Raw genomic sequence first — 24,037 nt, forward strand, 5'->3', positions numbered from 1 at the left:
GTGAACCGGGATTGCGCAGTTTGCCGAGAAGCGCGTGGGCGCGTGATCGCGAGCCGTTTGCGCCGCAGACCAGGATGCGCTGTGGAGATTTCGTTTTGCTCATCGGCCTTAAGGGCGCGGGCAGCGGGCTGTGGGCTGCGGGATTTCGCCGCTGCTACGTAACCGGGTAGCGAACGCGTGCTGCTTCCGGTTGACTCACGACACGTCACGCGATTGATTGATTGCAAGCGGCAACCGCCGCGCGAAAAACAATCGGGAGGGGACATGCGAAGCAAGTGGGCGTTTCGTTGCGCGAGCGTTGGTTTGGTGGCTGTTTTTGGTCTGTTTGCGGCCATCGTGACGGCGGTGACGACCACCCCGGCCCATGCCGAGGAGGTCACCGGGGTGTGGTTGCGGGATTCCGGCGCCTCCAAGGTGAAGTTCTCGCCCTGCGGCGGCGCGCTGTGCGGCACCATCGTCTGGCTGAAGCCCGGCACCGACACGCCCGCCAAGGTCGGACAGCGAGTGTTTTCCGACATGAAGCCCGCCGGCCCGAACACCTGGAACGGCAGCGCCTTCAATCCCGAAGACGGCAAGACCTATACCGGCAAGATGAGTCTGGCCGGCGGCACCCTCACCACCCAGGGCTGCGCGATGGGCGGCATGATCTGCAAATCCTCGAACTGGACACGCGCCAACTGAGTGTCGTCGAGCGGAGTGGACAGCGGTTGGCGATCAGCAAGCGCGTCGTCTTATGACGCTGGCGACTCGATTCTGATTCCATCAGTTCGTGGGGCGGCGTGGTCGCACGCGAGAGCGATGCGCAATACGCCGCCGCTGACCGCGCCGCAGAGGCATGGATGACGCTTCGCTGATCCGCCCTGCGGGCTGCGGCTGGCCGAGCATTGCCCGAACCAGCGAAACCATTATAGCTGACGACGCTTCCCGTCGAATGGAGTTCCAGATTGAGTGTTGCCTTCACCAAGGAAGAGAGCGCCGAAACCGCGTCGGAGACGATGCTGCCGGATCGGCCGATCTCGCCGCATCCGAACCTCGTCACCGCAGCCGGAATGAAGGCGCTGGAAGCGCAGTTGCAGGCCGCGCGCGGCGCCTGCGAGGCGGCGAAGGCGATCGAGGATGTCAACGAACGCCGCCGGCAGGAAGCGATTCCCTCACGCGATGCGCGCTACTTCGCGACGCGCGTGCGGACCGCGCAACTGATCGCCGATCCGACAACGGCCGATGTCGTCGCGTTCGGCTCGACCGTGACCTTCAAGCGTGCCGATGGCCGGGTGCAGACCTATCGGATCGTCGGCGAAGACGAAGCGGACCCGAAGGTTGGGTCGATTTCGTTCGTATCCCCGGTCGCGCGGCTGCTGATGGGCAAGGCCGTCGGTGATGTCGCGGGGGCAGGGGAGCAGGAACTCGAGATCATCGCGATCGCGTGACGCGACGATGCGCCCAGTGAGGACTCTTGCCTGGGCGTGGGATAGTAACGCATGGCGCGTAGCCCGGATCAGCAACGCGACCTTGTTGTTGCGGCGTTCACCGCTTGTCGTTTGATCGATCCGCGACTTGCTCATTCGGCAGGTCTGGGGCGGGATCACGCCGCCGTCTCGACGACGCGCCCCTCCACGATGAGACCCCCGCGGATGCGCCGGACGACCATCACACCACATCGTCCTCGTTCTTGTCTCCCGGTTTCTCGTGCAACACCGCGTTCAGCAGCGAGCTGTGAACGTGGATTTTCCCATTGTAGCTGATGAAACCGAGCCTTCTGAACTTGTTCATGAAATAGCTGACCCGCGAGCGCGTCGTGCCGATCATTTCCGCGAGGGTTGCCTGGCTGATCTCGACGCTGATCGGCTGCGGATGCCCGGGCTTGCCGAAGTTCGCCAACAGCAACAGCGTGCGCGCGAGACGGCGCTCGCTCGAATTGAAAAGCTGATCGATCAGGTCTTCCTCGATGCGCCGACTGCGCGCAAGAACATGCCTCAAGAACATTTCGGCGAGCTTCGGCTCTCGTTCGAGCGCGGCAAGCATCGCGGTCTTCGTGATCGATGTCAGAACAGTGTCCGTCATGGCGGACGCCGTCGCGGTGCGCACGAAATGGCCGCTGAGACAGGCCTCTCCGAGAAAATGTCCGGCTTCGATGATGGCGATCACCGCCTCTTTGCCTTGCTCCGAAACGACGTTGAGCTTCACCGCGCCCGACTGAATATAGAAAACTGAACTTGCCTCGTCTCCCTGCACGAAAATGTTGTCATTCTTCTCGAATTTCGAGATCGATCGTCCTTCGCCGACCTTCTCGAGAAACGCGATCGCATCGAATGGTTTCGTCATATTGCCCGTCTCGTATATTGCTGTCGTCTTTGCCGGGACCATCCAGAAAAATATCAGTTGGCAAAGGTCAAATTTGACCAACGAGCCCCAATCTTTGGCGGCACGCTCACTGCGAATTCCGGCCCGCTGCGTCGGCTGACATGTCCAACAGTTTGATGATCGGTAGGTTGCAGTCCTGCAGACTGCTTGCCGACCGGAAAGCTGATGCAATGGCAAGAGTTCGGACATTCATATGTCCGAGACTAACTGCCAGCGATCACTCGTTTGAACGTCCGTTTTGAATGTCTCCACGACTTGAATCGTCGGCGGCTTTTTCCAGCAGCCCGATTTCGGCCTCAGGGACATTATACAAATGAGCCACTCAGTTTTGCCATTGTTTCGTTGTCGAATTCGGCCGGTGGGCTTCGTCGATGACGACCTTTCCGATCGGCCTCGGCCGAGTTGCTACGGGCGTTTCGGAGGCAGGATATTCCGGTAATTTCGGGGGGCAACCAATGATCGCGAGCTCGACATACCTTCAAGCGGTCGCAGAGCGTTGCCGTTCGCTTGCCGCCAGTACGCCATCGGCTGCGGCTCGGAGATTGATTTCGCTCGCCGACAAGCTTGAATCGATGCAGCACGAACAGAACACAACGGGCGGACAGTCCAAACAGTCTGGCGCGCCGCCGTTTTTCCCCCAGTGAAAGCTGCGCGCGCGGGAAGCGGTCCCCGGAGGCCTGCCCGTCGAGCGACCCGTGCGTCGCCGCCGGACCCAAGCGCGACATCCGACCGTGAAATGGAATATGCAACGTTAGGCTGAGCGACGGTTTTCCACCCGGCCACTTCATCGGAGCGAACCGCCAACCTGTTACTTCGGCAGTGCGTGCTTCGCACGTGATCCACCTCGCCGCGATTCCCGTGCTAGTCTCCCGGGAAAATCCAGGGAGAACGCCGATGCCCATCCCCACCGCCGCCAAGCGCGCTGCGTTTCGCAAATTGCACGAGAGCGGCTGTTTCGTGCTGCCCAACCCCTGGGATGTCGGTAGCGCGCGGCTATTGCAGCATCTCGGGTTTCAGGCGCTGGCGTCGACCAGCTCCGGCTATGCGTGGTCGACCGGGCGGGCCGACAATCAGGTCGCCTGCGACGACGTGCTCGCGCATCTGACGATGCTCAGCGCGGCGGTCGATCTGCCGATCAATGCCGATTTCGAAGCCGGCTTCGCCGACGATCCGCAGGGCGTCGCCGCCAATGTCACCCGTGCGGTCGCGACCGGGATTGCCGGGCTGTCGATCGAGAATTCGACCGGCGATGCGCAGCGGCCGCTGTACGACGACGCGCTCGGCGTCGAGCGGATCAGAGCGGCGCGGGCCGCGATCGATGCGACCGGCGAGGATGTGATGCTGGTCGCGCGCTGCGAAGGCTTTCTGTGGGGCGAGCGCGATCTTGTGAAGACCGCGGCGCGGCTCGCAGCCTTTGCCGAGGCCGGCGCCGATTGCCTGTATGCGCCGGGCGTGGCCACCGAGGCCGAAATCACCACCCTCGTGAAGGCGGTGACGCCGAAGCCGCTCAACGTGCTGGTCGTGCAGCCGGGCATGACGGTCGCGGCTCTCGCCGATCTCGGCGTGCGGAGGATCAGCGTCGGCGGCGCGCTGGCGCGCTCGGCCTGGGCGGGGTTCCTCGAGGCCGCGCGCGAAATCGCGCAGGGAGGCACCTTCACCGCGTTTGCGAAGGCGGCGAAGGGCGGGGAACTCAACAAGCTGTTCGGCGCGGGGCCTGGGGCCTGAACGAAAAATGCCCGAGGCGCATGACCCCGGGCATTTGAGACGAATGGACGAGAGAAGGGGCCTACTTGCCGGCCTTCACCTCGATCACCGCCTGGGCGAAGAACTCGCCCATCTTGGCGCGAATCTCCGCTTCGGTCATCGCGATGCCCTTGTCGGCGAGGTCCTTGGAGACCTTGCGGACCACGTCGGCGTCGCCGGCTTCCTCCAGGTCGGCGATCACGACCTCTTTGGAGTAAGCGGCGGCGGCGTCGCCAGAAATGCCGAGTTTCTCGGCGACCCAGAGGCCGAGCAGCTTGTCGCGGCGCGCTTCGGCCTTGAACTTCTGCTCCTCGTCGAGCGCGAACTTCCTCTCGAAGCCTTCCTCGCGCTTGTCGAACGTGGTCATGTCAATTGTTCCGATCTCTCTGCCGGGGCGAAAGGGCCGCCGGTTTGCGGTGGGCGGGTTGCATGCCTAGATATCCAGAGCGCACCGTTAAGACAACTGCCAACAACAGCGCATCCGAAGGGTAAAACTTAGGGCGGAACCAGCCGGATCGATTGTGCTGGGGGACCCAATCAGCTAGGTTGCAGCAAGGCTAGGTTCTTGTTCTGTTTCCTGTCCCGGGCCTTAACGGCAGCTCCGCCGTTGGTCGAAACCGTCAGACGGAGCCACCCCATCCATGGATTTCAACAAAACACGGTACATCCCCATGAGCCGGCGACGTCGCATTTATGAAGGCAAGGCCAAGGTGCTGTATGAAGGCCCCGAGCCCGGAACGCTGATTCAGCACTTCAAGGATGACGCCACCGCGTTCAACGCCAAGAAGCATCAGGTGATCGAGGGCAAGGGCGTCCTCAACAACCGGATCTCGGAGTACCTGTTCCAGCACCTCAACGATATCGGGGTGCCGACCCACTTCATCCGCCGGCTCAACATGCGCGAGCAGTTGATTCGCGAGGTCGAGATCGTGCCGCTCGAGGTGGTGGTGCGGAACGTTGCGGCCGGTTCGCTGTCGCAGCGGCTGGGGATCGAGGAGGGCACGCAGCTGCCGCGCTCGATCATCGAGTTCTATTACAAGAACGACCAGCTCAACGACCCGATGGTCTCGGAAGAGCACATCACCGCTTTCGGCTGGGCGACCCCGCAGGAGATCGACGACATCATGGCGCTGGCGATCCGCGTCAATGATTTCCTCACCGGACTGTTCCTCGGCATCGGCATCCGTCTGGTCGACTTCAAGATGGAATGCGGCCGGCTGTTCGAAAACGAGATGATGCGGATCATCGTCGCCGACGAGATCTCGCCCGACTCGTGCCGGCTGTGGGACATCAAGTCGAACGAGAAGCTCGACAAGGACCGCTTCCGCCGCGACCTCGGCGGCCTCCTGGAGGCCTATACCGAAGTCGCCAAGCGGCTCGGCATCCTGATGGAAAACGAGCGCCCGGTCGGCTCCGGCCCGGTGTTGGTGAAGGGCTGAGGGCGCATCCACACGCACCGTCATTCCGGGGCGCCGCGTAGCGGCGAACCCGGAATCCAGAAGTTGTTATGACGATCGAGATTCCGGGTTCGCGCTCAGCGCGCCCCGGAATGACTGCCTGGGGCGAGGCCCCCCGGCATGACGAGGGGACAATCGAGGCGATCATGAAGGCACGAGTCACTGTTACCTTGAAGAACGGGATCCTCGATCCCCAGGGCAAGGCGATCGAGGGCGCGCTGAAGTCGCTCGGCGTCGACGGCATCGCCAGCGTGCGGCAGGGCAAGGTGTTCGACATCGAACTCGCCGGCGCCGATGCGGCCAAGGCCGAAGCCGCCCTGAAGGACGCCGCCGACAAGCTGCTCGCCAACACCGTGATCGAGAATTATCGCGTCGAGGTGTTGGGCTGATCATGAAATCCGCCGTTCTCGTCTTTCCCGGTATCAATCGCGAGCGCGACATGGCGCGCGCGCTCAAGCTCGTCTCCGGCAATGACGCCGCGATGGTCTGGCACGCCGACACCGCGCTGCCGAAGGGCACCGACCTCGTCGTGGTGCCGGGCGGCTTCTCCTATGGCGATTATCTGCGCTGCGGCGCGATCGCGGCGCGCGCGCCGGTCATGGACGCGGTGCGCAAATTCGCAGCCGATGGCGGCCTGGTGCTCGGCGTCTGCAACGGTTTTCAGATCCTGTGCGAGTCCGGGCTGCTGCCCGGCGTGCTGATGCGCAACGCCAAGCTGAAGTTCATCTGCCGCGACGTGCATCTGCGGGTCGAGCGCGCCGACAGCCCGTTCACCCGCGGCTATCAGGCCGGGCAGGTGATCAAGGTGCCGGTCGCGCATGGCGAAGGCAATTACGAGGCCGACGACGAGACGCTGAAGCGGCTCGAGGGCGACGGCCGCGTGCTGTACCGCTACTGCTCGGCGAACGGCGAGGTGAGTGAGGCGCACAACATCAACGGCGCTGCCGCCTCGATCGCCGGCATCGTCTCTGAGCGCGGCAACGTCCTCGGCATGATGCCGCATCCGGAAAACCACGTCGAAGAGATCATGGGCTCTGTGGACGGCCGCGGCCTGTTCGCCGGGCTGGCCGAGCATCTCGCGAAAGCGGCTTAGTCGCCGTCATTCCGGGGCGCGCGGTGCGCGAACCCGGAATCTGATCCACGCAGGGCGTAAGCAATTTCTGGATTCCGGGTTCGCTCGCTGACGCGAGCGCCCCCGGAATGACTCGCTAATGGCTGTCCGCGATCTCCGTCGGCGCCACCTTCCGCTTCACGCGCTTGATCGTCCCTGAAAACGTGAACAGCGGCCGCGCGGCGCATTTCAGGATGCCGCGGACGAAGATCAGCGAGCCGCCGGCGCGAGTCACTTCGCCGGTGGATTCGATCAGTTCGCCCTCATAGGCCGCGTCGAGGAATTCGGCGCCGAACGCCACCGTCACGCCCGGCCCCTGCAATTCGCGCGAGGCGATGGCGAACAGGCAGTAATCGGCGAACGTCATGAAGCAGCCGCCGTGCACGGCGTTCATGCCGTTGAGGTGCTTCTTCTCGACCCGGAAGGCGCAGCGCACCTGGCCGTCGTCCTCGATGCGGTGCCAGAACGGGCCCGAATTGGACTCGAAAGTGTCGCGAGTCCAGGTGCGCCAGCCGGCGAATTCGCCTTCGGTTGCAATCTGAAGGTCGGGACGATGGGGGCGTGCCGTGTCGGCGGTCTGCTGCAAGGGCCTCATCCTTTGGTCTATTCTTTTCTCCATAAAACCGATGCCGCGTCGCAATGCAAATGCCGCGATTGCGGTGGGCGGCTGCGCTGAATTGACCCGGCGCAATTTTCAGGCTTCTTGCCCCGGTATAGCTTGGCCGGCCGCAACGGGGCCGCGTGAGGGAGATGCAGATGAGCGACCAGATCAAATACGTCCTGGACGAGGAGAACATTCCGAAGTCCTGGTACAATTTGAACGCCGATTTTCCGAAGCCGATGCCCCCCGTGCTGCATCCGGGCACGCACCAGCCGGTCGGCCCGAGCGATCTGGAGCCGCTGTTTCCGATGGAGCTGATCCTCCAGGAGGTCGCGACCGATCGCTACATTGATATTCCGGCGCCGGTCCGCGACGTGTTCCGGATGTGGCGGCCGTCGCCGCTGGTGCGCGCGCGCAGGCTGGAGCAGGCGCTCGGCACACCGGCCAAGATCTACTACAAATATGAAGGCGTCTCGCCGGCGGGCTCGCACAAGCCGAACACCGCGGTGCCGCAGGCCTGGTACAACAAACAGGCCGGCATCAAGAAGCTGTCGACCGAAACCGGCGCCGGGCAGTGGGGCTCGTCGCTGGCCTTCGCCGGCTCGCTGTTCGGGCTCGACGTGCTGGTGTTCCAGGTCCGCATTTCCTACGACCAGAAGCCGTATCGCCGCGCGCTGATGGAAACCTATGGCGCGCGCTGCATCGCCTCGCCGTCGAACGAGACCGAGTCCGGCCGCTCGATCCTCGCCCAGACCCCCGACAGCCCCGGTTCGCTCGGCATCGCGATCTCCGAAGCGGTCGAAGTCGCGGCGAAGAATCCGGACATTAAATACGCGCTCGGTTCGGTGCTCAATCACGTCATGCTGCACCAGACCATCATCGGCGAAGAAGCGATCAAGCAGTGCGAGATGGCGGGCGACGATCCCGACGTCATCATCGGCTGCGCCGGCGGCGGCTCAAATTTCGCTGGCCTCGCGTTCCCGTTCATCGGCCTGCAACTGCGCGGCGGACGCAGGCGGCGCATCATCGCGGTGGAGCCGGCGGCCTGCCCGTCGCTGACCCGTGGCAAATACGCCTACGACTTCGGCGACACCTCGCATCTCACGCCGCTGATGAAGATGCACACGCTCGGCTCGACCTTCATGCCGCCGGGCTTCCATGCAGGCGGCCTGCGCTATCACGGCATGGGCGCGATGGTGTCGCACGCCTACGAGCTCGGCCTGATCGAGGCGCGCGCATATCATCAGGTGAAGTGCTTCGAGGCCGGCGTGCAGTTCGCGCGCAATGAAGGCATCGTGCCCGCGCCCGAATCCACCCACGCGGTGCGCTGCGCGATCGACGAAGCGCTGCGCTGCAAGGAAGAGGGCAAGTCGGAGACGATCCTGTTCAATCTCTCCGGCCACGGCCATTTCGACATGCAGTCCTACATCAACTACTTCGAGGGCAAGCTGGTCGACATCGACTACGACGAAGCCGCTCTGGCAACCGCGCTGGCCGGGCTTCCGGCCGTCGCGGCCTGAGGGCGTCAGGTCGACCGTCGTTCAGAGGCGCCGCAATTCCGGCTTCATTCAGGGCGCGTCCGGCAACGCCGGGCGCGCATCTCAGGACGACGGCAGCGCATGAGCTGGTCTGCTGCCCGCCGGGACGGGGCGAAGGCCCTCTGAATCCCGCAAAAAGGGCTTTCCCCCTCCACCCGATCTTTCTAAACAACAGCCACCGCGCCGGCCCCTCCGGCGCGCCTGCAGGATTGCGCCGAAATGTCCGCTCCCGAGCCGAAAATCACCCCCGAACTGGTCGCCAGCCATGGCCTCAAGCCGGACGAATATCAGCGCATTCTCGACCTGATCGGGCGCGAGCCGAGCTTCACCGAACTCGGCATCTTCTCGGCGATGTGGAACGAGCATTGCTCGTATAAATCGTCGCGGATCCATCTGCGCGGGCTGCCGACCAAGGCGCCGTGGGTGCTGCAGGGGCCGGGCGAGAACGCCGGCGTGATCGACATCGGCGACAATCAGGCGGTGGTCTTCAAGATGGAGAGCCACAACCACCCGAGCTATATCGAGCCGTATCAGGGCGCGACCACCGGCGTCGGCGGCATCCTGCGCGACGTCTTCACCATGGGCGCGCGGCCGATCGCCTGCCTCAATGCGTTGTCGTTCGGTGCGCCGGAGCACCCGAAGACGCGGCACCTGGTCTCGGGCGTCGTCGCCGGCGTCGGCGGCTATGGCAATTCGTTCGGCGTGCCCACCGTCGGCGGCCAGACCCGCTTCCACACCCGCTATGACGGCAACATCCTGGTCAACGCGATGGCGGTCGGCCTCGCTGATGCCGACAAGATTTTCCTCGCTGCGGCGTCGGGCGTCGGGATGCCGATCGTCTATCTCGGCTCCAAGACCGGCCGTGACGGCATGGGCGGCGCCACCATGGCCTCGGCCGAGTTCGGCGAGGGCTCCGAGGAGAAGCGCCCGACCGTGCAGGTCGGCGATCCGTTCGCCGAGAAGCTGCTGCTCGAAGCCTGTCTCGAAATCATGGCCAAGGATTGCGTGATTGCGATTCAGGACATGGGCGCGGCAGGATTGACCTGTTCGGCGGTGGAGATGGGCGCCAAGGGCGACCTCGGCGTCGACCTCGATCTCGACGCGGTGCCGACCCGCGAGACCGGCATGACCGCCTACGAGATGATGCTCTCCGAAAGCCAGGAGCGGATGCTCATGGTCCTGAAGCCGGAGAAGGAAAAGGAAGCCGAGGCGATCTTCAGGAAGTGGGGCCTCGACTTCGCCGTGGTCGGCTACACCACGCCGACCAAGCGTTTCGTCGTCAAGCACGGCGGCAAGGCAATGGCCGATCTGCCGATCAAGGAACTCGGCGACGAAGCCCCGCTGTATGATCGGCCCTGGGTCGAGAGCCCCAAGCTGCCGGTGATCCACGCCCGCGAGGTCAACGCGCCGAACAGCATCGCCGACGCGCTGGAGAAGCTGCTGGCGACGCCGGACCTGTGCAGCAAGCGCTGGGTCTGGGAGCAGTACGACCACGTCATCGGCGGCAACACGTTGCAGCGCCCCGGTGGCGACGCCGCGGTGGTGCGGGTGCAGGACGGCCCCAAGGGCCTTGCGCTGACCGTCGACGTCACGCCGCGTTATTGCGAGGCCGATCCGTTCGAGGGTGGCAAGCAGGCGGTCGCCGAAGCCTGGCGCAACATCACCGCGGTCGGCGGCAAGCCGCTCGCGATCACCGACAACCTCAATTTCGGCAATCCGGAGCGGCCCGAGATCATGGGCCAGTTCGTCGGCTGCCTGAAGGGCATCGCCGAAGCCTGCATCGCGTTCGACTTCCCGGTCGTGTCCGGCAATGTCTCGCTCTACAACGAAACCTCGGGCCGCGGCATCCTGCCGACCCCCTCGATCGGCGGCGTCGGCCTGCTCGACGACTTCACCAAATCGGCGACGCTCGCCTTCAAGGCCGAGGGCGAGGCGATCCTGCTGATCGGCGAGACCCACGGCTGGCTCGGCCAGTCGGTGTATCTGCGCGACATCTGCGGCCGCGAAGAGGGCGCGCCGCCGCCGGTCGATCTCGCCTGCGAGAAGCGCCATGGCGACGTGGTGCGCGGCATGATCCACGCCGGCACCGCCACCGCGGTGCATGACCTGTCCGATGGCGGCCTGCTGGTCGCACTCGCCGAAATGGCGCTCGCAGGCTCGATCGGCGCCTCCCTCGAGGCGCCGCCGGACGGCATCGTGCCGCATGCCTGGTGGTTCGGCGAGGATCAGGGCCGCTATCTCGTCACCGTCAAGGAAGACGATCTGCTCACGGTGCTGTCGAAGATGAAATCGGTCGGCGTGTCCTGCGTGCAGATCGGCCGGACCGCCGGCCACACGCTGAAGATCGAAGGCGAGCGCGCGCTCGACCTCAAGGCGCTGCGCCACGCCCACGAGCACTGGCTGCCGGACTACATGGGCGGGAAGAACTAGAGCTTTTCCGGTTCTGATAGAATCAGAACCGGAGCTCTAGCTTTTTGTTCTGACGCGTTTTCTTCACGCGAACCGGTTTCCACTTCGCTCGAAAACGCTCTAAGCGCCGTCGAAAGCGCCACGCACAGCGCCGTCATCCTGAGGTGCGCGCTCTTGCGCGCCTCGAAGGATGCGGAGACTCGTCGTAGCGGCCGGCAATCGCGGCCCATCCTTCGAGGCGCGCGCAACAGGCGCGCGCATCAGGATGACGCGGTGTGTGTTGTGGGCGTGATCTTCGCCTCACAACACCCGATGCGAGCCCGGAATCTTTCGTAACACCGCCGTCGTCGCCCAGCTCAGCAGCAGGCCGAGCGTGAACACGATCACGGCCTTGGCAATCGCCGGGATGTCGACGTTGAACAATGCGTATTGCAGCCACAGCATATACGCGTAGTGCACCAGGAAGATGCCGTAGGCGTCGTTCTGCAGCGGGTCGAGAATGCTCCAGCCGGCGCGCTTGAAGCGCAGGAAGAACGCGAGAATCGCGAAGATCACGGTAATGCTGAAGGCGGCGAAGGCGAGTCCGTAGCCGGCCTCGTACCACGCCGGCAGTTGATCCGGATTATCGAGGATGCCGCGCTTGATGCCGATGAAGCCCCACATCGCCGCATAGGGCAGCACCGCCAGCATCGCCCAGATGTGCCATTGACTTGCCAGCCGCCCGCTGGCGCCGAGAATGCCGCGCTTGGGATCGTTGGCGCCGATTCCGGCACCGATGAAGAAATACGCCGCATACAGCAGAATGCGGCTCTCCTGCACCGAAAACGGCCCCTTCTCGAACCATGTATTCGGCCCGAGCGTGACGCGCAGCGGCACGTACAGCACCGCAGTGATCAGGAACATCGCGATGATGAACACGGCCGGCCGGTCGAAGCCGAGCGTCGCGAGCTGATTGAGCGGGTCGAGCGTCTTGCGCGAGATCCGGTAGGTGAGGCCGCCGATCAGGGTGAAGATCAGCAGCACCCAGAGAAACCACAGCGGCCCGCTCGGCCATGGCCCGACCGTCACCATGTTCCACCAGAATTCGGTGAAGCGCAGATCCGGCGTCTGCTGCAGCGCCAGCGCGTAGTAGGCGATCGGGATCACGGTGACCGCGGCGATGATGAACGGCACGCCGAGCCGCAGCACCCGGTCGCGCGCCAGCGTGCCGAACTTCGGTCGGTGGTCGAGGCTCGGCCACAGGAACAGTCCCGACAGCATGAAGAACATCGCCATGAAGAAGCTGTCGGTGGCGAGCACCACGCAGTCGAATCCGATCCACGACTTTTCGTCGGTGTGACCGAAATGGGTATACGGAATCACCGAATGGTGAATCAGCACCAGGATGGTTAGGAAGGTTCTGGTGCGATCGAGCGACAGGTCGCGCGCATGGACCGTGGTTGCCGTCGCAGCAAGGCCGCCGGGCGTCGGATAGGTTGTCGTCACGCTCTGTCTCCGTCCATCCGCGGCGCGACAATGTCCGCGAAATCCCGGTCCGGCAAGATCGAAAATGCGGGGCGAGGCGCGCCGCCTGCTACGCCGGTAATTCCTCGATCTTCACTTTGTCGGGATAGAACGCGAGAAAGCCGGCGATCTCGGCCATCGCCGGAAACGGCGCCTCGTAGCTCCAGATTGCATTGACCAGCGTCCGGCCGTTCGCATCGATGCTGAAATAGCTGGCGTCGCCCTTGTACGGGCAGTGGGTGCTGCGATCGGTTGCGGCAAACAGCGCCATGTTGGCGTCGGCGCGGGGGATGTAATGAACCGGCGGGTAGCTCGCTTCTTTCAGGGTCATCGCATGGGTGGTGTCGGCGATCACCAATTCGCCCAAGGTGACGCGCACCCGCTTCGGATTCCGTGTGATCGTGATCGGATGGTCGGGGCCGGGGATCTTCATGGGGCGTTCCTCACGATGGGCCAGGCCGCAATCCGGCGGCTTCGAGCACTAAGCTCAAGGCATTCAGGTTTGAGCAACATGTGCGCCCTCTGCGGGCTTTGAAAGGGGCGCGCTACACTATAGTATTGCACAGGTCGGGTGCGGCGATCGGCCGGAACAGCCCTGACCGTTCAATTTTTGGAGGACTCGGAATGCCGATGGATGCCCGCGACATCGAGGCCATGATCAAGGCCGCGATTCCCGACGCGGAAGTGACGATTCGCGATCTCGCCGGCGACGGCGACCATTATGCGGCGACGGTGATCTCCGAATCGTTCCGGGGCAAGTCGCGGGTGCAGCAGCATCAGATCGTCTACCAGTCGTTGCGCGGGCAGATGGGCGGCGTCTTGCACGCGCTCGCATTGCAGACCGGGGTGCCCGAGGGCTGACGTCAACGCGGCGAGGCGCCGTGGCGAAGGATTCGACCAGCGCCGGAAACCTGCTTCGCGTGCGAAAGCCGCACGAGCACAGCCGCGTCACTTACGTCGAATTGTTCTTCGATCTGGTGTTCGTCTTCGCCGTTACCCAGGTCTCGCATTTCCTGCTGGCGCATTTCACGCCGATCGGCGCGCTGCAGACGCTGATCCTGATGCTCGCGATCTGGTGGGTGTGGGTCTACACCTCCTGGATCACCAACTGGCTCGACCCCGAACGCACCAGCGTTCGGGTGATGCTGTTCACGCTGATGAGCGCGGGCCTGTTGCTGTCGACCTCGATCCCGCACGCGTTCGAGAGCCGCGGCCTTGCGTTCGCACTGGCCTTCGTGGCGATGCAGGTCGGCCGCAGCGCGTTCGCGACCTTCACCACGCCGAAATCGGACCCGCTGCGGCTCAATCTGGCCCGCATCCTGGCCTGGCTCAGCGTCAGCGCGGTGTTCTGGATCGCCGGCGGGCTGCTCGACGGAAACATCCGGATCGCGCTGTGGCTGATCGCGCTGGCAATCGAATATGCCGGACCGTTCGCCGGCTTCTACGTGCCGCGGATCGGCGCCTCCACGACGCAGGACTGGAGCGTCGAAGGCGGCCACATGGCGGAGCGCTGTGCGCTGTTCATCATCATCGCGCTCGGCGAATCGATCGTGGTGACGGGGACGACCTTTGCGGGCATCGAATGGACGATCGTCGGCTTCGCCGCCGTCGCGTCGGCGTTGCTCGGCGCAATCGCGATGTGGTGGATCTACTTCCACATCGGCGTGCATCTCGGCTCGGAGCGTATCTCGCAGTCCAGCGACCCGGGGCGGTTGGCGCGGCTCGCTTACACCTATCTGCATTTGCCGATCGTTGCCGGCATCGTCGTCACTGCGGTCGGCGACGAAATGCTGCTGGCGCACCCCTCCGGCCACGCCGACGCGAAAATGATCCTCGCCACGGTCGGCGGGCCGGTGCTGTTCCTGATCGGCGTGCTGCTGTTCAAGCGGGCGGTGCGCGGCCATTTGCAGCCGTCGCACATGGTCGGCATCGCGGCCTTGCTCGCGCTGGCGCCGCTGGGCCCGTTCGTCTCGCCGTTGGCGCTGTCCGCGGCCACGACCGCGACGCTGCTCGCGGTCGGCTACTGGGAAGCCGTCTCGCTCGGCGCCGCCAGCCGATCGCCGGTGGAGTAGCTGGCTCGCAGCCTTAACGAAGGCTTTACGGCCGCGATGCAGCTTGGCTCGGCTTCGGAGGGCGCCGGTTTGTCAAAATGGCAGGAAGACAAGGCCAAGGCCAATCGGCTGGCGATTGCGCGGCTGACGAAATCGCTGCCGCCGGTGTTTCCATCTGCGGTTCTGGCGCGGGCGCTGAACTGCCGGTTCGTGCCGCTGACACCGCGTCTGGCGATCGACGGATATTGGCGCGCGCATCCGCTTCGGGCCGATCGGCTGGCCCGCGCGCTGGCCGCCCGCAGCGGGGCGCCGAGCGACTGGCGCTGGCAACTCACTGACGATCGGTCAACCGGACTGCCGACCACCTATCGTAGTCCACCCGCGCCCTATCGCGAGCAGGCCCATGCGAAGGGAGCCGGCTTCTGCTGCGTCTGCGGCCAACCGGTGTATCGCTTCGGCTGGCATGTCGATCTGTGGAATGCGGGCGTCAACAAGAACGCCAGCTGGCACAGCGCCTGCGTGATCGCATGGCAATTCTGGAACGCCCCAAGCGGGCAGACCCGACTGCTGCGGCGATTGCAGGGCCTGAGATGCCGCGATTCCAACAGGCGTCTGTTGCGGGCCGCCGAGGTGGATCATCGCGTCCCGCTGTTTCAGGTGTGGAGGCAGCACCGCGACCTGCCGTGGCCGGAGCTGCTCGGTTACTGGGGCCTGCCAAACCTCCAGGTCATCAATCGCGAGATTCACGTCGCCAAATGTGCCACCGAGGCGCGCAACAGACGCGCGGCGCGTTCCGCCACTGTCGAACTTGCCTGATCGTCGACGGCAAGGCGCGCGATTGCGGGCTCTGTCGGCTATTCCTGCGCTTCGAGTGCGTGCACCGAGAACAGCCCATCCGCGTCGGTCCAGCTCCGCTTCAGCGTCCAGCCCGATTCCTGCGCCAGCGCGCGGAAACGGGGCAGGCTGTATTTGTAGCTGTTCTCGGTGTGGATGGTTTCGCCGGCGCGGAACGCGATGTCTTCGCCGAGAATGCGCACGTTCTGCTCGCGCAGGCTGACCAAATGCATCTCGATGCGATGCTGATCGCGATTGTAGATCGCGCGATGCCGGAACGACGGAACTTCCAGATCGCCGCCGAGCTCGCGGTTGATCCGCTCCAGCACGTTGAGATTGAACTTCGCGGTGACGCCGGCGGAATCGTCATAGGCCGGCACCAGCAGCCGCTCGTCCTTTTCAAGATCGACGCCGATGATCAGCTGCGCGCCTTGTCCGAGAATGCCGCGCGCGCTGGCCAGGAAGTGTGCGGCCTCCTGCGGCTCGAAATTGCCGAGCGTCGAGCCGGGGAAGAAGCCGACCTTCGGCAGTTCGCGGAGCGCGCCCGGCAGCTCGAACGGTTCGGTGAAGTCGGCCGCAACCGGATACACCGCGAGGTCCGGGAAATCGCGGCGCAGTCCCTCGGCCTGTGCGGTGATGAAATCGCCGGAGATGTCCACCGGCACATAGGCGGCGACCTTGTGGGCGGCGAGCAGGATCCGGATCTTGGTGGTCGCACCGGCGCCGAATTCGACGATCGCGGCGTTCGGCGGGATCAGGGCCGCGATCTCGCCGGCGCGATCGCGCAGGATGCCGAGTTCGGTGCGGGTCGGGTAGTATTCCGGCAGCTTGGTGATCTCGACGAACAGCTCGGAGCCGGCGTCGTCGTAGAAATACTTCGGCGACAGCGATTTCTGCGGCTGCGACAGGCCGTCGAGCACATCCGCCGCGAAAATCTGCGTCTGCGGATCGAGCTGATGCGCTCGCGCGTGCACGGCAACGTGCATATTCATAGGCGGTCTCCCGGATGCGCTGGCGGCGCGTGTTGTTACAGTTACTCAGACGTCGTAGTCGGCGAGCCGCAGTCCGGTGAACTGCCAGCGGTGGTGCGGATAGAAGAAGTTGCGATAGGTCAGGCGGCTGTGATCCGCCGGGGTGACGCAGGAGGAGCCGCGCAGCACCAGCTGATTAACCATGAACTTGCCGTTGTATTCGCCGAGCGCGCCCTCGATGGCGCGGTAGCCGGGGTAGGGCGAATAGGAACTACGCGTCCACTGCCAGACCAGGCCGAAGGCGTCGTTGAGATGCCCTGCGCGCGCGGCGACTTCCCATTCCATCTCGGTCGGCAGATGTTTCCCGCGCCAGCGGGCATACGCATCGGCCTCGTAATAGCTGATGTGGCAGACCGGCGCGTCGGGGTCGATCGCCTGCAGGCCGCCGAGCGTCATGATGCGCCACGCGCCGTCCTCGCCCTGCCGCCAATGGCCGGGCGCTTCCCAGCCGTCCCGCTCGGCCGCGGCGAATCCGTCCATCAGCCACAGCGTCGCCGTGCGATAGCCGCCGTCCGCCATGAATTCGAGCCACTCGGCGTTGGTGACGAGATGGCGCGCCAGCTTTACCGGCCCTACCAGCGCGCGATGCGCCGGCTTCTCGTTGTCGAAATGGAAACTTTCGCCGGCATGGCCGATCGCATGGATGCCCTCCGGCAGATCGACCCAGTCGTCGCCGCTCCGGTCTGCGGCGGGCAGCCGCCACACACGGTCGTAGGCCGGCGGAATCGGGTTCTGCGCGAAAGCGTGCAGGATGTCGGTCAGCAACAATTCCTGATGCTGCTGTTCGTGATTGAGGCCGACCTCGACCAGCGGGGCGAGCTTGTGCAGCGTCGCCTCGTCCGCCTCGGCGAACAGCGCCAGCATCGCCTCGTCGACCGCGCGGCGATAGGCGGTGACGTCGTCGGCGCCCGGCCGGGTCAGCAGGCCGCGCGCGGCCCTGGTGTGCCGCGGGCCGGCGGAGACGTAATAGGAATTGAACAGATAGGCGTAATCCGGGTGGAACACCTGATAGCCCGGCCGGTGCGGACCGAGCAGGAACTGCTCGAAGAACCAGGTCGTATGCGCGCGGTGCCATTTCGCCGGACTGGCGTCCGGCATCGACTGCACCACCTGATCCTCGGCGCTGAGCGGCGCCGCGCGGCGCTCGGTCTCGTCGCGGACGACGCGATAGGCCTCCGACAAGCGGGAGGAAAGAGCGCGGGGCGCGTGGCCGGACAGAGCAGATTTGACCACAGAGGCTGCGGCGGAAGACATGTTCGACACGAGCGACTCCGGTTTCGGGGAAAACGCTGCTTCCGCGAAGCAGTTCCAATGTCCCCCGAGATAGGCGCTCGTTCCGGCGATGTAAGGTCGCGGCCGTACCTTCTCCGTCAGTTTGCTGCCCCAAAAAGGCAACGGCCAAACGCCGAATGTTGAGCCAAATCAGAACCTCAGCCGGTCTGTCGGGCATTTTACTTGGGCTGCGAACGGTTTTCGGGATACATATATGACCGTTCGACCCGGCCGCTGGTGGTCAGCCGGCCGCGCCGCAAAAGGATCCATCATGAGCATCGAGCAATTCATCGACAACGAAGTGAAGTCCAACGACGTCGTGCTGTTCATGAAGGGCACGCCGCAGTTTCCGCAGTGCGGCTTCTCGGGTCAGGTGGTGCAGATCCTCGATCACGTCGGCGTCGCCTATAAGGGCCACAACGTGCTGGAATCGGCTGATCTGCGCGATGGCATCAAGGCGTATTCGAACTGGCCGACGATTCCGCAGCTCTATGTGAAGGGTGAGTTCGTCGGCGGTTGCGACATCATCCGCGAGATGTTCCAGGCCGGCGAATTGCAGAAGCTGTTCACCGACAAGGGCATCAAGGCCGCGGCCTGAGCGCCTTCGCACGCCAAATCGGCGCGACGACGTTTGAGGTCGTCGTCGCCGACATCACGACGCTCGCGCTCGACGCGATCGTCAATGCCGCCAATGGCTCGCTGCTCGGCGGCGGCGGAGTCGACGGCGCGATTCATCGCGCCGCAGGTCCGGACCTGCTCGCCGCGTGCCGCCGCCTTGATGGCTGCGCCACCGGCGACGCCAAGATCACCGATGGATATGCGCTGCCGGCGCGGCATGTGATCCATGCCGTCGGTCCGGTCTGGCACGGCGGCGGCTCCGGTGAGGACGCCGCGCTCGCGTCCTGCTATCGCCGCGCGCTGGCGCTGTGCGGGCAGCATGGCCTCGCGTCCGTTGCGTTTCCGGCGATTTCCACTGGCGTCTACGGCTTTCCTCCCGAACGCGCCGCTCCGATCGCGGTCGCCGCCTGCATCGATGCGCTGCGCATCGCGCCGTCGGTGACCCGCCTGGTGTTCTGTTGCTTCTCCGAGCCGGGCGCGGCGTTGCACCGCGCGGCGCTGTCCGCGGCCTCTTGATTAGCTGCGCACGACCGTTACCATCCGCCCTGACAACAAAAAGGGGAGGAAGTGATGATGTTGCGTCGCGCCGCGCGAACGCTGTTTGCAGGAGCGCTGGTCGCGCTGGCCGTCAGTCAAGCGCCAAATACCGCTCTCGCCGAAGGCACATTCGACCTGCCGCCCGGCGCGCAGTTCTCGCAAAGCAAGCTCGAACGCATCGACGCGTTCTTCAAGACCATCATCGCCGAAGGCAAGATCCCCGGCGCGCTGGTGTACATCGAGCAGCGCGGCAAGCCGATCTATCACAAGCATTTCGGCGTGCGCGACGTCGCCACGCAAGCGCCGGTGACCGACGACACCATCTTCCGGCTGGCGTCGCTCACGAAGCCGTTCACCTCATTCGCGGTGATGATGCTGGTCGACGACGGCAAGCTGAAGCTCGACGATCCGGTGTCGAAATACATTCCGGCGTTCGCCGACGTCAAAGTCGGCGTCGAGAAGAAGCGTGACGACGGCGAGAAATATCTCGACTTCGAGCCGGTGAAGCGGCCGATCAAGGTCAGCGACCTGCTGCTGCACACGTCGGGCATCACTTACGGCTTCTACGGCGACACTCTGGTGCGCAAAGCGATCGCGGCCGCCAAGATCTACGACGGCGATCCGAGCAATGCCGAATTCGCCGAGCGGATCGCCAGGCTGCCGCTGCAGGAGCAGCCCGGCACGCTGTGGGACTACGGCAATTCCTACGAGGTGCTCAGCCGCGTCGTCGAGGTGGCGTCCGGCAAGTCGTTTTACACGTATCAGAAGGAAAGATTGTTCGACCCGCTCGGCATGAAGGACACGCGCTACTATCTGTCCACGGACGAACAGAAGGCGCGGATGGCGCAGCCGATGCCGAACGACGCCGACTTCCGCGTCGGACGCCCGAGCCGGCCGGACATCGTCAAGAAATGGGAATCCGGCGGCGGCGGCCTGACCTCGACGCCATCCGACGTCATCCGCTTCGTGCGGATGCTGCTGCACAAGGGCGAACTCGACGGCAAGCGCTATTTGAGCGAAGCGAGTTTCAAGGAGATGACCACCGATCAGATCGGTCCCGGCTCCGGCATCGCGCGTGATCACTTCTATTTCCCCGGCGATGGTTTCGGCTACGGCTACGGCCTCGGCGTCCGCACCGATCCCGGCAATGCCAAGCCGCCGCCGCCCGGCTCAATCGGCGAATTGAAATGGGACGGCGCCAGCGGTTGTTACTTCGTGGTCGATCCGAAGCAGGAGATGTTCTTCGTGCTGATGGAGCAGACCCCGTCACAGCGCCAGCCGATCCAGCGCGAACTCAAGAAGCTGGTCTACGAGGCGATGGAGAACTGAGTGCGCCGCATGGCGTAAGGTCTCGTGATCGCGGCTCAGGGGTGCCGGAGAGCGGCGCAACCTCGCTGCCGCGTCAGTTTGACGCAAGTGCGACGGGCTGTGCGCGCGGCGACTGAAGTTCGCGCGATCCAACGCTGTGATCGCACTGCACGCTCCGACGGCGGCGACGCCATTGTCACGGTTCCCGATCGCTCCGCTGCGACCGGGTGTCCCATTTTGATTTGACCCTGCGACAATTTGCGGCCACCGTCCGCGACCCAACCGAAAGGAATCGCATGACTTACAAACAAACTGGTCGTCAGAGCTTGGTGTCGCGCCTGCTCGCGGCCGTGATCCTGACCAGCATCTATTGCTTCAGCCTCGTCGGCATGACCGCGCTGGTCACCGGCGCGTCGACCACCGCGGCGTTCGCGCAGCGCGGCGATCGCGGTGATCGTGGCCGCGGGCGTGGCCGGGGCTATCGTGGCCGCGGTGAGTATCGTGGTGATCGCGGCCGTGGCAATGCTTATGGCGATCGTGGCCGTGGCCGTGGTGGCCGTCCGGGCGCCTGCGTCGTCAACGCCGCCGGCGTTCGGATGTGCCTGTAACGCCGCATCCGGATTGAACGCCGTCGACATCGTCGGGGCGTTCGATCGCCAAGATCCAACGCGCGCCCTCATCGAGTGGCGCGCGTTCGCTTATTGACGACGCAGTATCTCGCGCACCAGACCGATCGTCTCGTCGATCATGTCGCGGCTGACGTCGAGATGGGTGCAGGCCCGGATCCGGCCGTCCATCGTCGCGAGCAGCACGCCGCGCTGGCGCAGCGCCGCGACCATGGCCTCGCCGCCGAGGCCGGCGCCTTCGGGGCTGAAGAACACCAGATTGGTCTGCGGCTCCTGCACCTCGACGCCTGCGATCTGCGCCAGGCCCGCGGCCAGCGCCCGCGCATGGGCGTGGTCCTCCGCGAGCCGTTCGACGTGATGGTCGAGCGCGTAGTTGCAGGCGGCGGCGATCACGCCGGCCTGCCGCATCGAGCCGCCGAGCCGCTGCTTCCAGCGCCACACCTCGTCGATGAAGTCGCGTGAGCCGGCGAGCGACGCGCCCACCGGAGCGCCGAGCCCTTTGCTGAAATCGATCCACACCGAATCCCAGCCCGCGGCCATGTCGCGGGCGGCGATGCCGGTGGCGACCACCGCGTTCATCAGCCGCGCGCCGTCCATATGGGTGACGAGCCCGGCCGCCTTGCCCGCCGCGGCGATCGCATCGAGCGTCGCCTGCGGCCAGATCGTGCCGCCGCCGATATTGGCGGTCTGCTCGACGCTGACCATCGTCTGCGGCGGCTGGTAGCGCGAGCGCGGATGCAGCGCGGCGCGAAACGCGTCGAGCGAGAACTGGCCGTCGTCGCCGTCGAGCGGCGTGATCTGGAAGCCGCCGATCGCCGCATGGGCGCCGCCCTCGCGCGACAGAATATGCGCGGTGCGATGCGCGATGATCTCGTCGCCGGGACGACAGGTGCTGAGCGTCGCGGTGACGTTGCACATCGTGCCGGACGGCAGGAACACCGCGGCTTGCTTGCCGAGCAGCGCCGCGACGCGCTCGTTCAGCGCATTGACGGTCGGGTCGTCGCCCATTTGTTCGTCGCCGACCTCCGCGCGCGCCATCGCCTCCCGCATCGCTGCGCTCGGTCGCGTCTGGGTGTCGGAGAGGAGATTGATGCGCACCGGCGGCGCGTTGGAATCCGGCAGAGCAGGGATATAGGCCATGAAGGGCAGATTAGCACAGCGCCGGCGCGAAGCGGAATGGGTGCGATTTGCAGGGCGCTCTGCGATCGATCGACTTGTCCCGGCCACCACGCGTCGCATCGCGTCCGCAAGACGCGTAGCTTCATCCGTCCCGTCATCCCGAGGTGCGCGCGCTCCTCGGGATGACGGGTCCACCAGCGTCGCCAAACCGATAGCTCATCGCCAAACAAAAAGGCCCCGGCGAACCGGGGCCTCGATGCATCGAACTGAGCAGCAGCAATCAGCGCGAATAGAATTCGACGATCAGATGCGGCTCCATCTGCACCGCGAACGGCACGTCGGAGAGCGCGGGGATGCGGCCGAACTTGGCGGTCATCTTGTTATGATCGACGTCGATGTAGTCCGGCACGTCGCGCTCGGCGAGCTGGTTCGCTTCGAGCACGATCGCGAGCTGCTTCGAGGCTTCCTTGACCTCGATCACGTCGCCGACCCGAACCTTGTAGCTCGAGATGTTGACGCGCTTGCCGTTGACCTTGATGTGGCCGTGATTGATGAACTGCCGCGCCGCGAACATCGTCGACACGAACTTCGAGCGGTACACGACCGTGTCGAGCCGGCGCTCCAGGAGGCCGATCAGGTTCTCGCCCGAATCGCCCTTCAGGCGGGTGGCCTCGACGTAGATGGCGTGGAACTGACGCTCGGAAATATTGGCGTAATAGCCCTTGAGCTTCTGCTTGGCGCGCAGCTGCACGCCGAAATCGGACAGCTTGCCCTTGCGGCGCTGGCCGTGCTGGCCGGGGCCGTATTCGCGGCGGTTGACCGGGCTCTTCGGGCGGCCCCAGATGTTCTGGCCCATCCGGCGGTCGATTTTATACTTGGCTTCACTGCGCTTTGTCATCGCGTCCTCGGTTTGATCATGGATGAGGAGACGCGCCCTCCTGTGCGGCAGGAAAATTCCCGCCGCCGACAGGTTCTTGCCCCAAAGCTATTCAGGGGACGAACCACGGGTCGCGAAACACAACGCGGGCCGAAACAGGCCCGCGTTGTTGGCCGCTTTCTAGGGAGAAACCGGGGGGATGTCAATTCGACCGGGGCAGCCGACCGGGCCGCGAGCGGCTACAAGTCCCTTGCGAGCCATGGGCGCCCATGAACGCGGCGAGGTGCGCAGCCTAAACTTTGCGCAGGGCGATGGAACCCGGCCGAGTTGCCGTATCGTTGCTGCAAGGATAGCGCTCGCAAATACATAACCAGAAAAAGGAGCGATGCCATGCACCCATGCGGCAAGCTCGCTGTTCGGTGGCGCCGGCTGCAAGTCCATCTTGCAGTAGGTATCCGCCTCAAATAGCGAGAGGGACCGCTAAGCATGGCCCCTTCAAAATACACACCGCCGGAGCGATAAGTTCTCGATGAGTCGAATGCCTGTATACGTCAAGGATTTTTAGTGTGGGGGCTAGCCTCGCGGTGGGCGATAAGTTCAGTCAGCGCGACAATGCGGCGCTTGGTCTCCCGGTCGGATATCCTTGTAAATGCATTGACATCGCAAGGGCGTCCTTCGTTGAGAAGAAGTCACTCAACCGGTCGTCCTCTGCCGTCCAGCCTACAGGAGTAAGCCCCTCGTGCTCGAACAGGAACCCGACGGGAACGTTTAAGGCGTCCGCAATCTGCTGGAGGCGGCTTGCGCTGATCCGGTTGGCGGCGTTCTCATACTTTTGTATTTGCTGAAAGGTGAGGCCCAGCTTCTCAGCGAGGGTTTCCTGGCTCATGTTCAGAACCAGGCGGCGCATCCGCACCCGCCGTCCTACCAAGACGTCAACACGTTGGGGAGGTTTGCCAGCCATTCAAATCAACCAGAAAACAGTGGAAAGTGTTTCTGCATTCAACGGTGTCTGGCCGTGAGTCGCTAGGATGCAGGGCGCGT

Annotated in this window: 25 protein-coding genes; 15 read left to right on the forward strand and 10 right to left on the reverse strand. The window is 64.5% G+C overall.

Annotated features, from left to right (window positions below; genetic code table 11):
- The first annotated feature begins 264 nt into the window (after positions 1-264).
- Entirely contained in the window at positions 265-681 is a 417-nt protein-coding gene (locus BMY71_RS08960; RefSeq protein WP_092683203.1) for a DUF2147 domain-containing protein, read from the forward strand.
- Between the two features lie 263 nt (positions 682-944).
- Positions 945-1,427, forward strand: coding sequence for a transcription elongation factor GreA (gene greA / locus BMY71_RS08965; RefSeq protein ID WP_092683205.1), 483 nt, complete (start codon positions 945-947; stop codon positions 1,425-1,427).
- Between the two features lie 220 nt (positions 1,428-1,647).
- On the opposite strand, the gene BMY71_RS08970 is transcribed toward greA, so the two are convergent.
- A complete protein-coding gene (locus BMY71_RS08970; RefSeq protein WP_175557652.1) occupies positions 1,648-2,322 on the reverse strand; it encodes a Crp/Fnr family transcriptional regulator in 675 nt (224 codons plus the stop codon).
- A gap of 933 nt (positions 2,323-3,255) precedes the next feature.
- On the opposite strand from BMY71_RS08970, the gene BMY71_RS08975 reads away from it, so the two are divergent.
- Positions 3,256-4,086: an isocitrate lyase/PEP mutase family protein gene (locus tag BMY71_RS08975; RefSeq protein WP_092683209.1), complete on the forward strand. Its 831-nt coding sequence runs from the start codon at positions 3,256-3,258 to the stop codon at positions 4,084-4,086.
- Positions 4,087-4,147: 61 nt separating this feature from the next.
- Here BMY71_RS08975 and BMY71_RS08980 read toward each other — a convergent pair whose 3' ends face one another.
- On the reverse strand, positions 4,148-4,471 hold the full coding sequence (locus tag BMY71_RS08980) for a DUF1476 domain-containing protein (protein ID WP_092683211.1): 324 nt from the start codon (positions 4,469-4,471) through the stop codon (positions 4,148-4,150).
- A gap of 304 nt (positions 4,472-4,775) precedes the next feature.
- Between BMY71_RS08980 and purC the strand changes: the two genes are divergently transcribed.
- The 3 genes from purC (at position 4,776) to purQ (ending at position 6,654) form a co-directional block, all read left to right on the forward strand.
- Positions 4,776-5,543, forward strand: coding sequence for a phosphoribosylaminoimidazolesuccinocarboxamide synthase (gene purC, locus BMY71_RS08985; protein WP_011502167.1), 768 nt, complete (start codon positions 4,776-4,778; stop codon positions 5,541-5,543).
- A 164-nt stretch (positions 5,544-5,707) separates the two neighbouring features.
- Positions 5,708-5,950, forward strand: coding sequence for a phosphoribosylformylglycinamidine synthase subunit PurS (gene purS / locus BMY71_RS08990; protein ID WP_092683676.1), 243 nt, complete (start codon positions 5,708-5,710; stop codon positions 5,948-5,950).
- A 2-nt stretch (positions 5,951-5,952) separates the two neighbouring features.
- Positions 5,953-6,654, forward strand: a complete 702-nt coding sequence (gene purQ / locus BMY71_RS08995) for a phosphoribosylformylglycinamidine synthase subunit PurQ (protein ID WP_092683213.1) — start codon at positions 5,953-5,955, stop codon at positions 6,652-6,654.
- Positions 6,655-6,769: 115 nt separating this feature from the next.
- On the opposite strand, the gene BMY71_RS09000 is transcribed toward purQ, so the two are convergent.
- Positions 6,770-7,267: a PaaI family thioesterase gene (locus tag BMY71_RS09000; RefSeq protein WP_041805224.1), complete on the reverse strand. Its 498-nt coding sequence runs from the start codon at positions 7,265-7,267 to the stop codon at positions 6,770-6,772.
- A 161-nt stretch (positions 7,268-7,428) separates the two neighbouring features.
- Here BMY71_RS09000 and BMY71_RS09005 point away from each other — a divergent pair, with 161 nt between their 5' ends.
- Entirely contained in the window at positions 7,429-8,793 is a 1,365-nt protein-coding gene (locus BMY71_RS09005; RefSeq protein ID WP_011502171.1) for a TrpB-like pyridoxal phosphate-dependent enzyme, read from the forward strand.
- A 237-nt stretch (positions 8,794-9,030) separates the two neighbouring features.
- Complete coding sequence (purL, locus tag BMY71_RS09010; RefSeq protein WP_092683215.1) at positions 9,031-11,241, forward strand: phosphoribosylformylglycinamidine synthase subunit PurL; 2,211 nt, start codon at positions 9,031-9,033, stop codon at positions 11,239-11,241.
- A gap of 279 nt (positions 11,242-11,520) precedes the next feature.
- On the opposite strand, the gene BMY71_RS09015 is transcribed toward purL, so the two are convergent.
- Positions 11,521-12,705, reverse strand: coding sequence for an acyltransferase family protein (locus tag BMY71_RS09015; RefSeq protein WP_092683217.1), 1,185 nt, complete (start codon positions 12,703-12,705; stop codon positions 11,521-11,523).
- A gap of 88 nt (positions 12,706-12,793) precedes the next feature.
- A complete protein-coding gene (locus BMY71_RS09020) occupies positions 12,794-13,156 on the reverse strand; it encodes a DUF427 domain-containing protein (RefSeq protein WP_011502174.1) in 363 nt (120 codons plus the stop codon).
- Positions 13,157-13,347: 191 nt separating this feature from the next.
- Between BMY71_RS09020 and BMY71_RS09025 the strand changes: the two genes are divergently transcribed.
- From BMY71_RS09025 to BMY71_RS09035, 3 genes are all read left to right on the forward strand, one after another.
- Positions 13,348-13,584: a BolA family protein gene (locus BMY71_RS09025; protein ID WP_011502175.1), complete on the forward strand. Its 237-nt coding sequence runs from the start codon at positions 13,348-13,350 to the stop codon at positions 13,582-13,584.
- A gap of 20 nt (positions 13,585-13,604) precedes the next feature.
- Complete coding sequence (locus BMY71_RS09030) at positions 13,605-14,795, forward strand: low temperature requirement protein A (RefSeq protein WP_092683219.1); 1,191 nt, start codon at positions 13,605-13,607, stop codon at positions 14,793-14,795.
- 69 nt (positions 14,796-14,864) lie between these two features.
- Positions 14,865-15,590 (forward strand): hypothetical protein, encoded by a 726-nt coding sequence (locus BMY71_RS09035; protein WP_092683678.1) that lies wholly within the window; start codon positions 14,865-14,867, stop codon positions 15,588-15,590.
- A 38-nt stretch (positions 15,591-15,628) separates the two neighbouring features.
- On the opposite strand, the gene egtD is transcribed toward BMY71_RS09035, so the two are convergent.
- Positions 15,629-16,600 carry an L-histidine N(alpha)-methyltransferase gene (gene egtD / locus BMY71_RS09040; protein WP_092683221.1) on the reverse strand — a complete coding sequence of 324 codons (972 nt, stop codon included), beginning with the start codon at positions 16,598-16,600 and terminating at the stop codon, positions 15,629-15,631.
- A gap of 45 nt (positions 16,601-16,645) precedes the next feature.
- Complete coding sequence (gene egtB / locus BMY71_RS09045) at positions 16,646-17,893, reverse strand: ergothioneine biosynthesis protein EgtB (RefSeq protein ID WP_092683223.1); 1,248 nt, start codon at positions 17,891-17,893, stop codon at positions 16,646-16,648.
- A 289-nt stretch (positions 17,894-18,182) separates the two neighbouring features.
- Between egtB and grxD the strand changes: the two genes are divergently transcribed.
- The 4 genes from grxD (at position 18,183) to BMY71_RS09065 (ending at position 20,982) form a co-directional block, all read left to right on the forward strand.
- A complete protein-coding gene (grxD, locus tag BMY71_RS09050) occupies positions 18,183-18,509 on the forward strand; it encodes a Grx4 family monothiol glutaredoxin (protein WP_041805225.1) in 327 nt (108 codons plus the stop codon).
- Positions 18,506-19,045, forward strand: a complete 540-nt coding sequence (locus BMY71_RS09055) for an O-acetyl-ADP-ribose deacetylase (protein WP_092683680.1) — start codon at positions 18,506-18,508, stop codon at positions 19,043-19,045. The genes grxD and BMY71_RS09055 overlap by 4 nt, the downstream gene beginning before the upstream one ends.
- Before the next feature lie 57 nt (positions 19,046-19,102).
- Positions 19,103-20,395 (forward strand): serine hydrolase domain-containing protein, encoded by a 1,293-nt coding sequence (locus BMY71_RS09060; protein ID WP_092683682.1) that lies wholly within the window; start codon positions 19,103-19,105, stop codon positions 20,393-20,395.
- A 275-nt stretch (positions 20,396-20,670) separates the two neighbouring features.
- Positions 20,671-20,982 (forward strand): hypothetical protein, encoded by a 312-nt coding sequence (locus tag BMY71_RS09065; protein WP_092683225.1) that lies wholly within the window; start codon positions 20,671-20,673, stop codon positions 20,980-20,982.
- 90 nt (positions 20,983-21,072) lie between these two features.
- On the opposite strand, the gene BMY71_RS09070 is transcribed toward BMY71_RS09065, so the two are convergent.
- The 3 genes from BMY71_RS09070 to BMY71_RS09080 form a co-directional block, all read right to left on the reverse strand.
- The gene (locus BMY71_RS09070) at positions 21,073-22,140 is read right to left on the reverse strand and encodes a threonine aldolase family protein (RefSeq protein ID WP_092683227.1); all 1,068 of its coding nucleotides are present in this window, start codon (positions 22,138-22,140) and stop codon (positions 21,073-21,075) included.
- Between the two features lie 259 nt (positions 22,141-22,399).
- Complete coding sequence (gene rpsD, locus BMY71_RS09075) at positions 22,400-23,017, reverse strand: 30S ribosomal protein S4 (protein ID WP_011502185.1); 618 nt, start codon at positions 23,015-23,017, stop codon at positions 22,400-22,402.
- Positions 23,018-23,597: 580 nt separating this feature from the next.
- Positions 23,598-23,957, reverse strand: coding sequence for a helix-turn-helix domain-containing protein (locus tag BMY71_RS09080; RefSeq protein WP_347336025.1), 360 nt, complete (start codon positions 23,955-23,957; stop codon positions 23,598-23,600).
- Positions 23,958-24,037: the final 80 nt, after the last annotated feature.

The organism is Rhodopseudomonas pseudopalustris (assembly GCF_900110435.1).
Lineage (GTDB): Bacteria > Pseudomonadota > Alphaproteobacteria > Rhizobiales > Xanthobacteraceae > Rhodopseudomonas > Rhodopseudomonas pseudopalustris.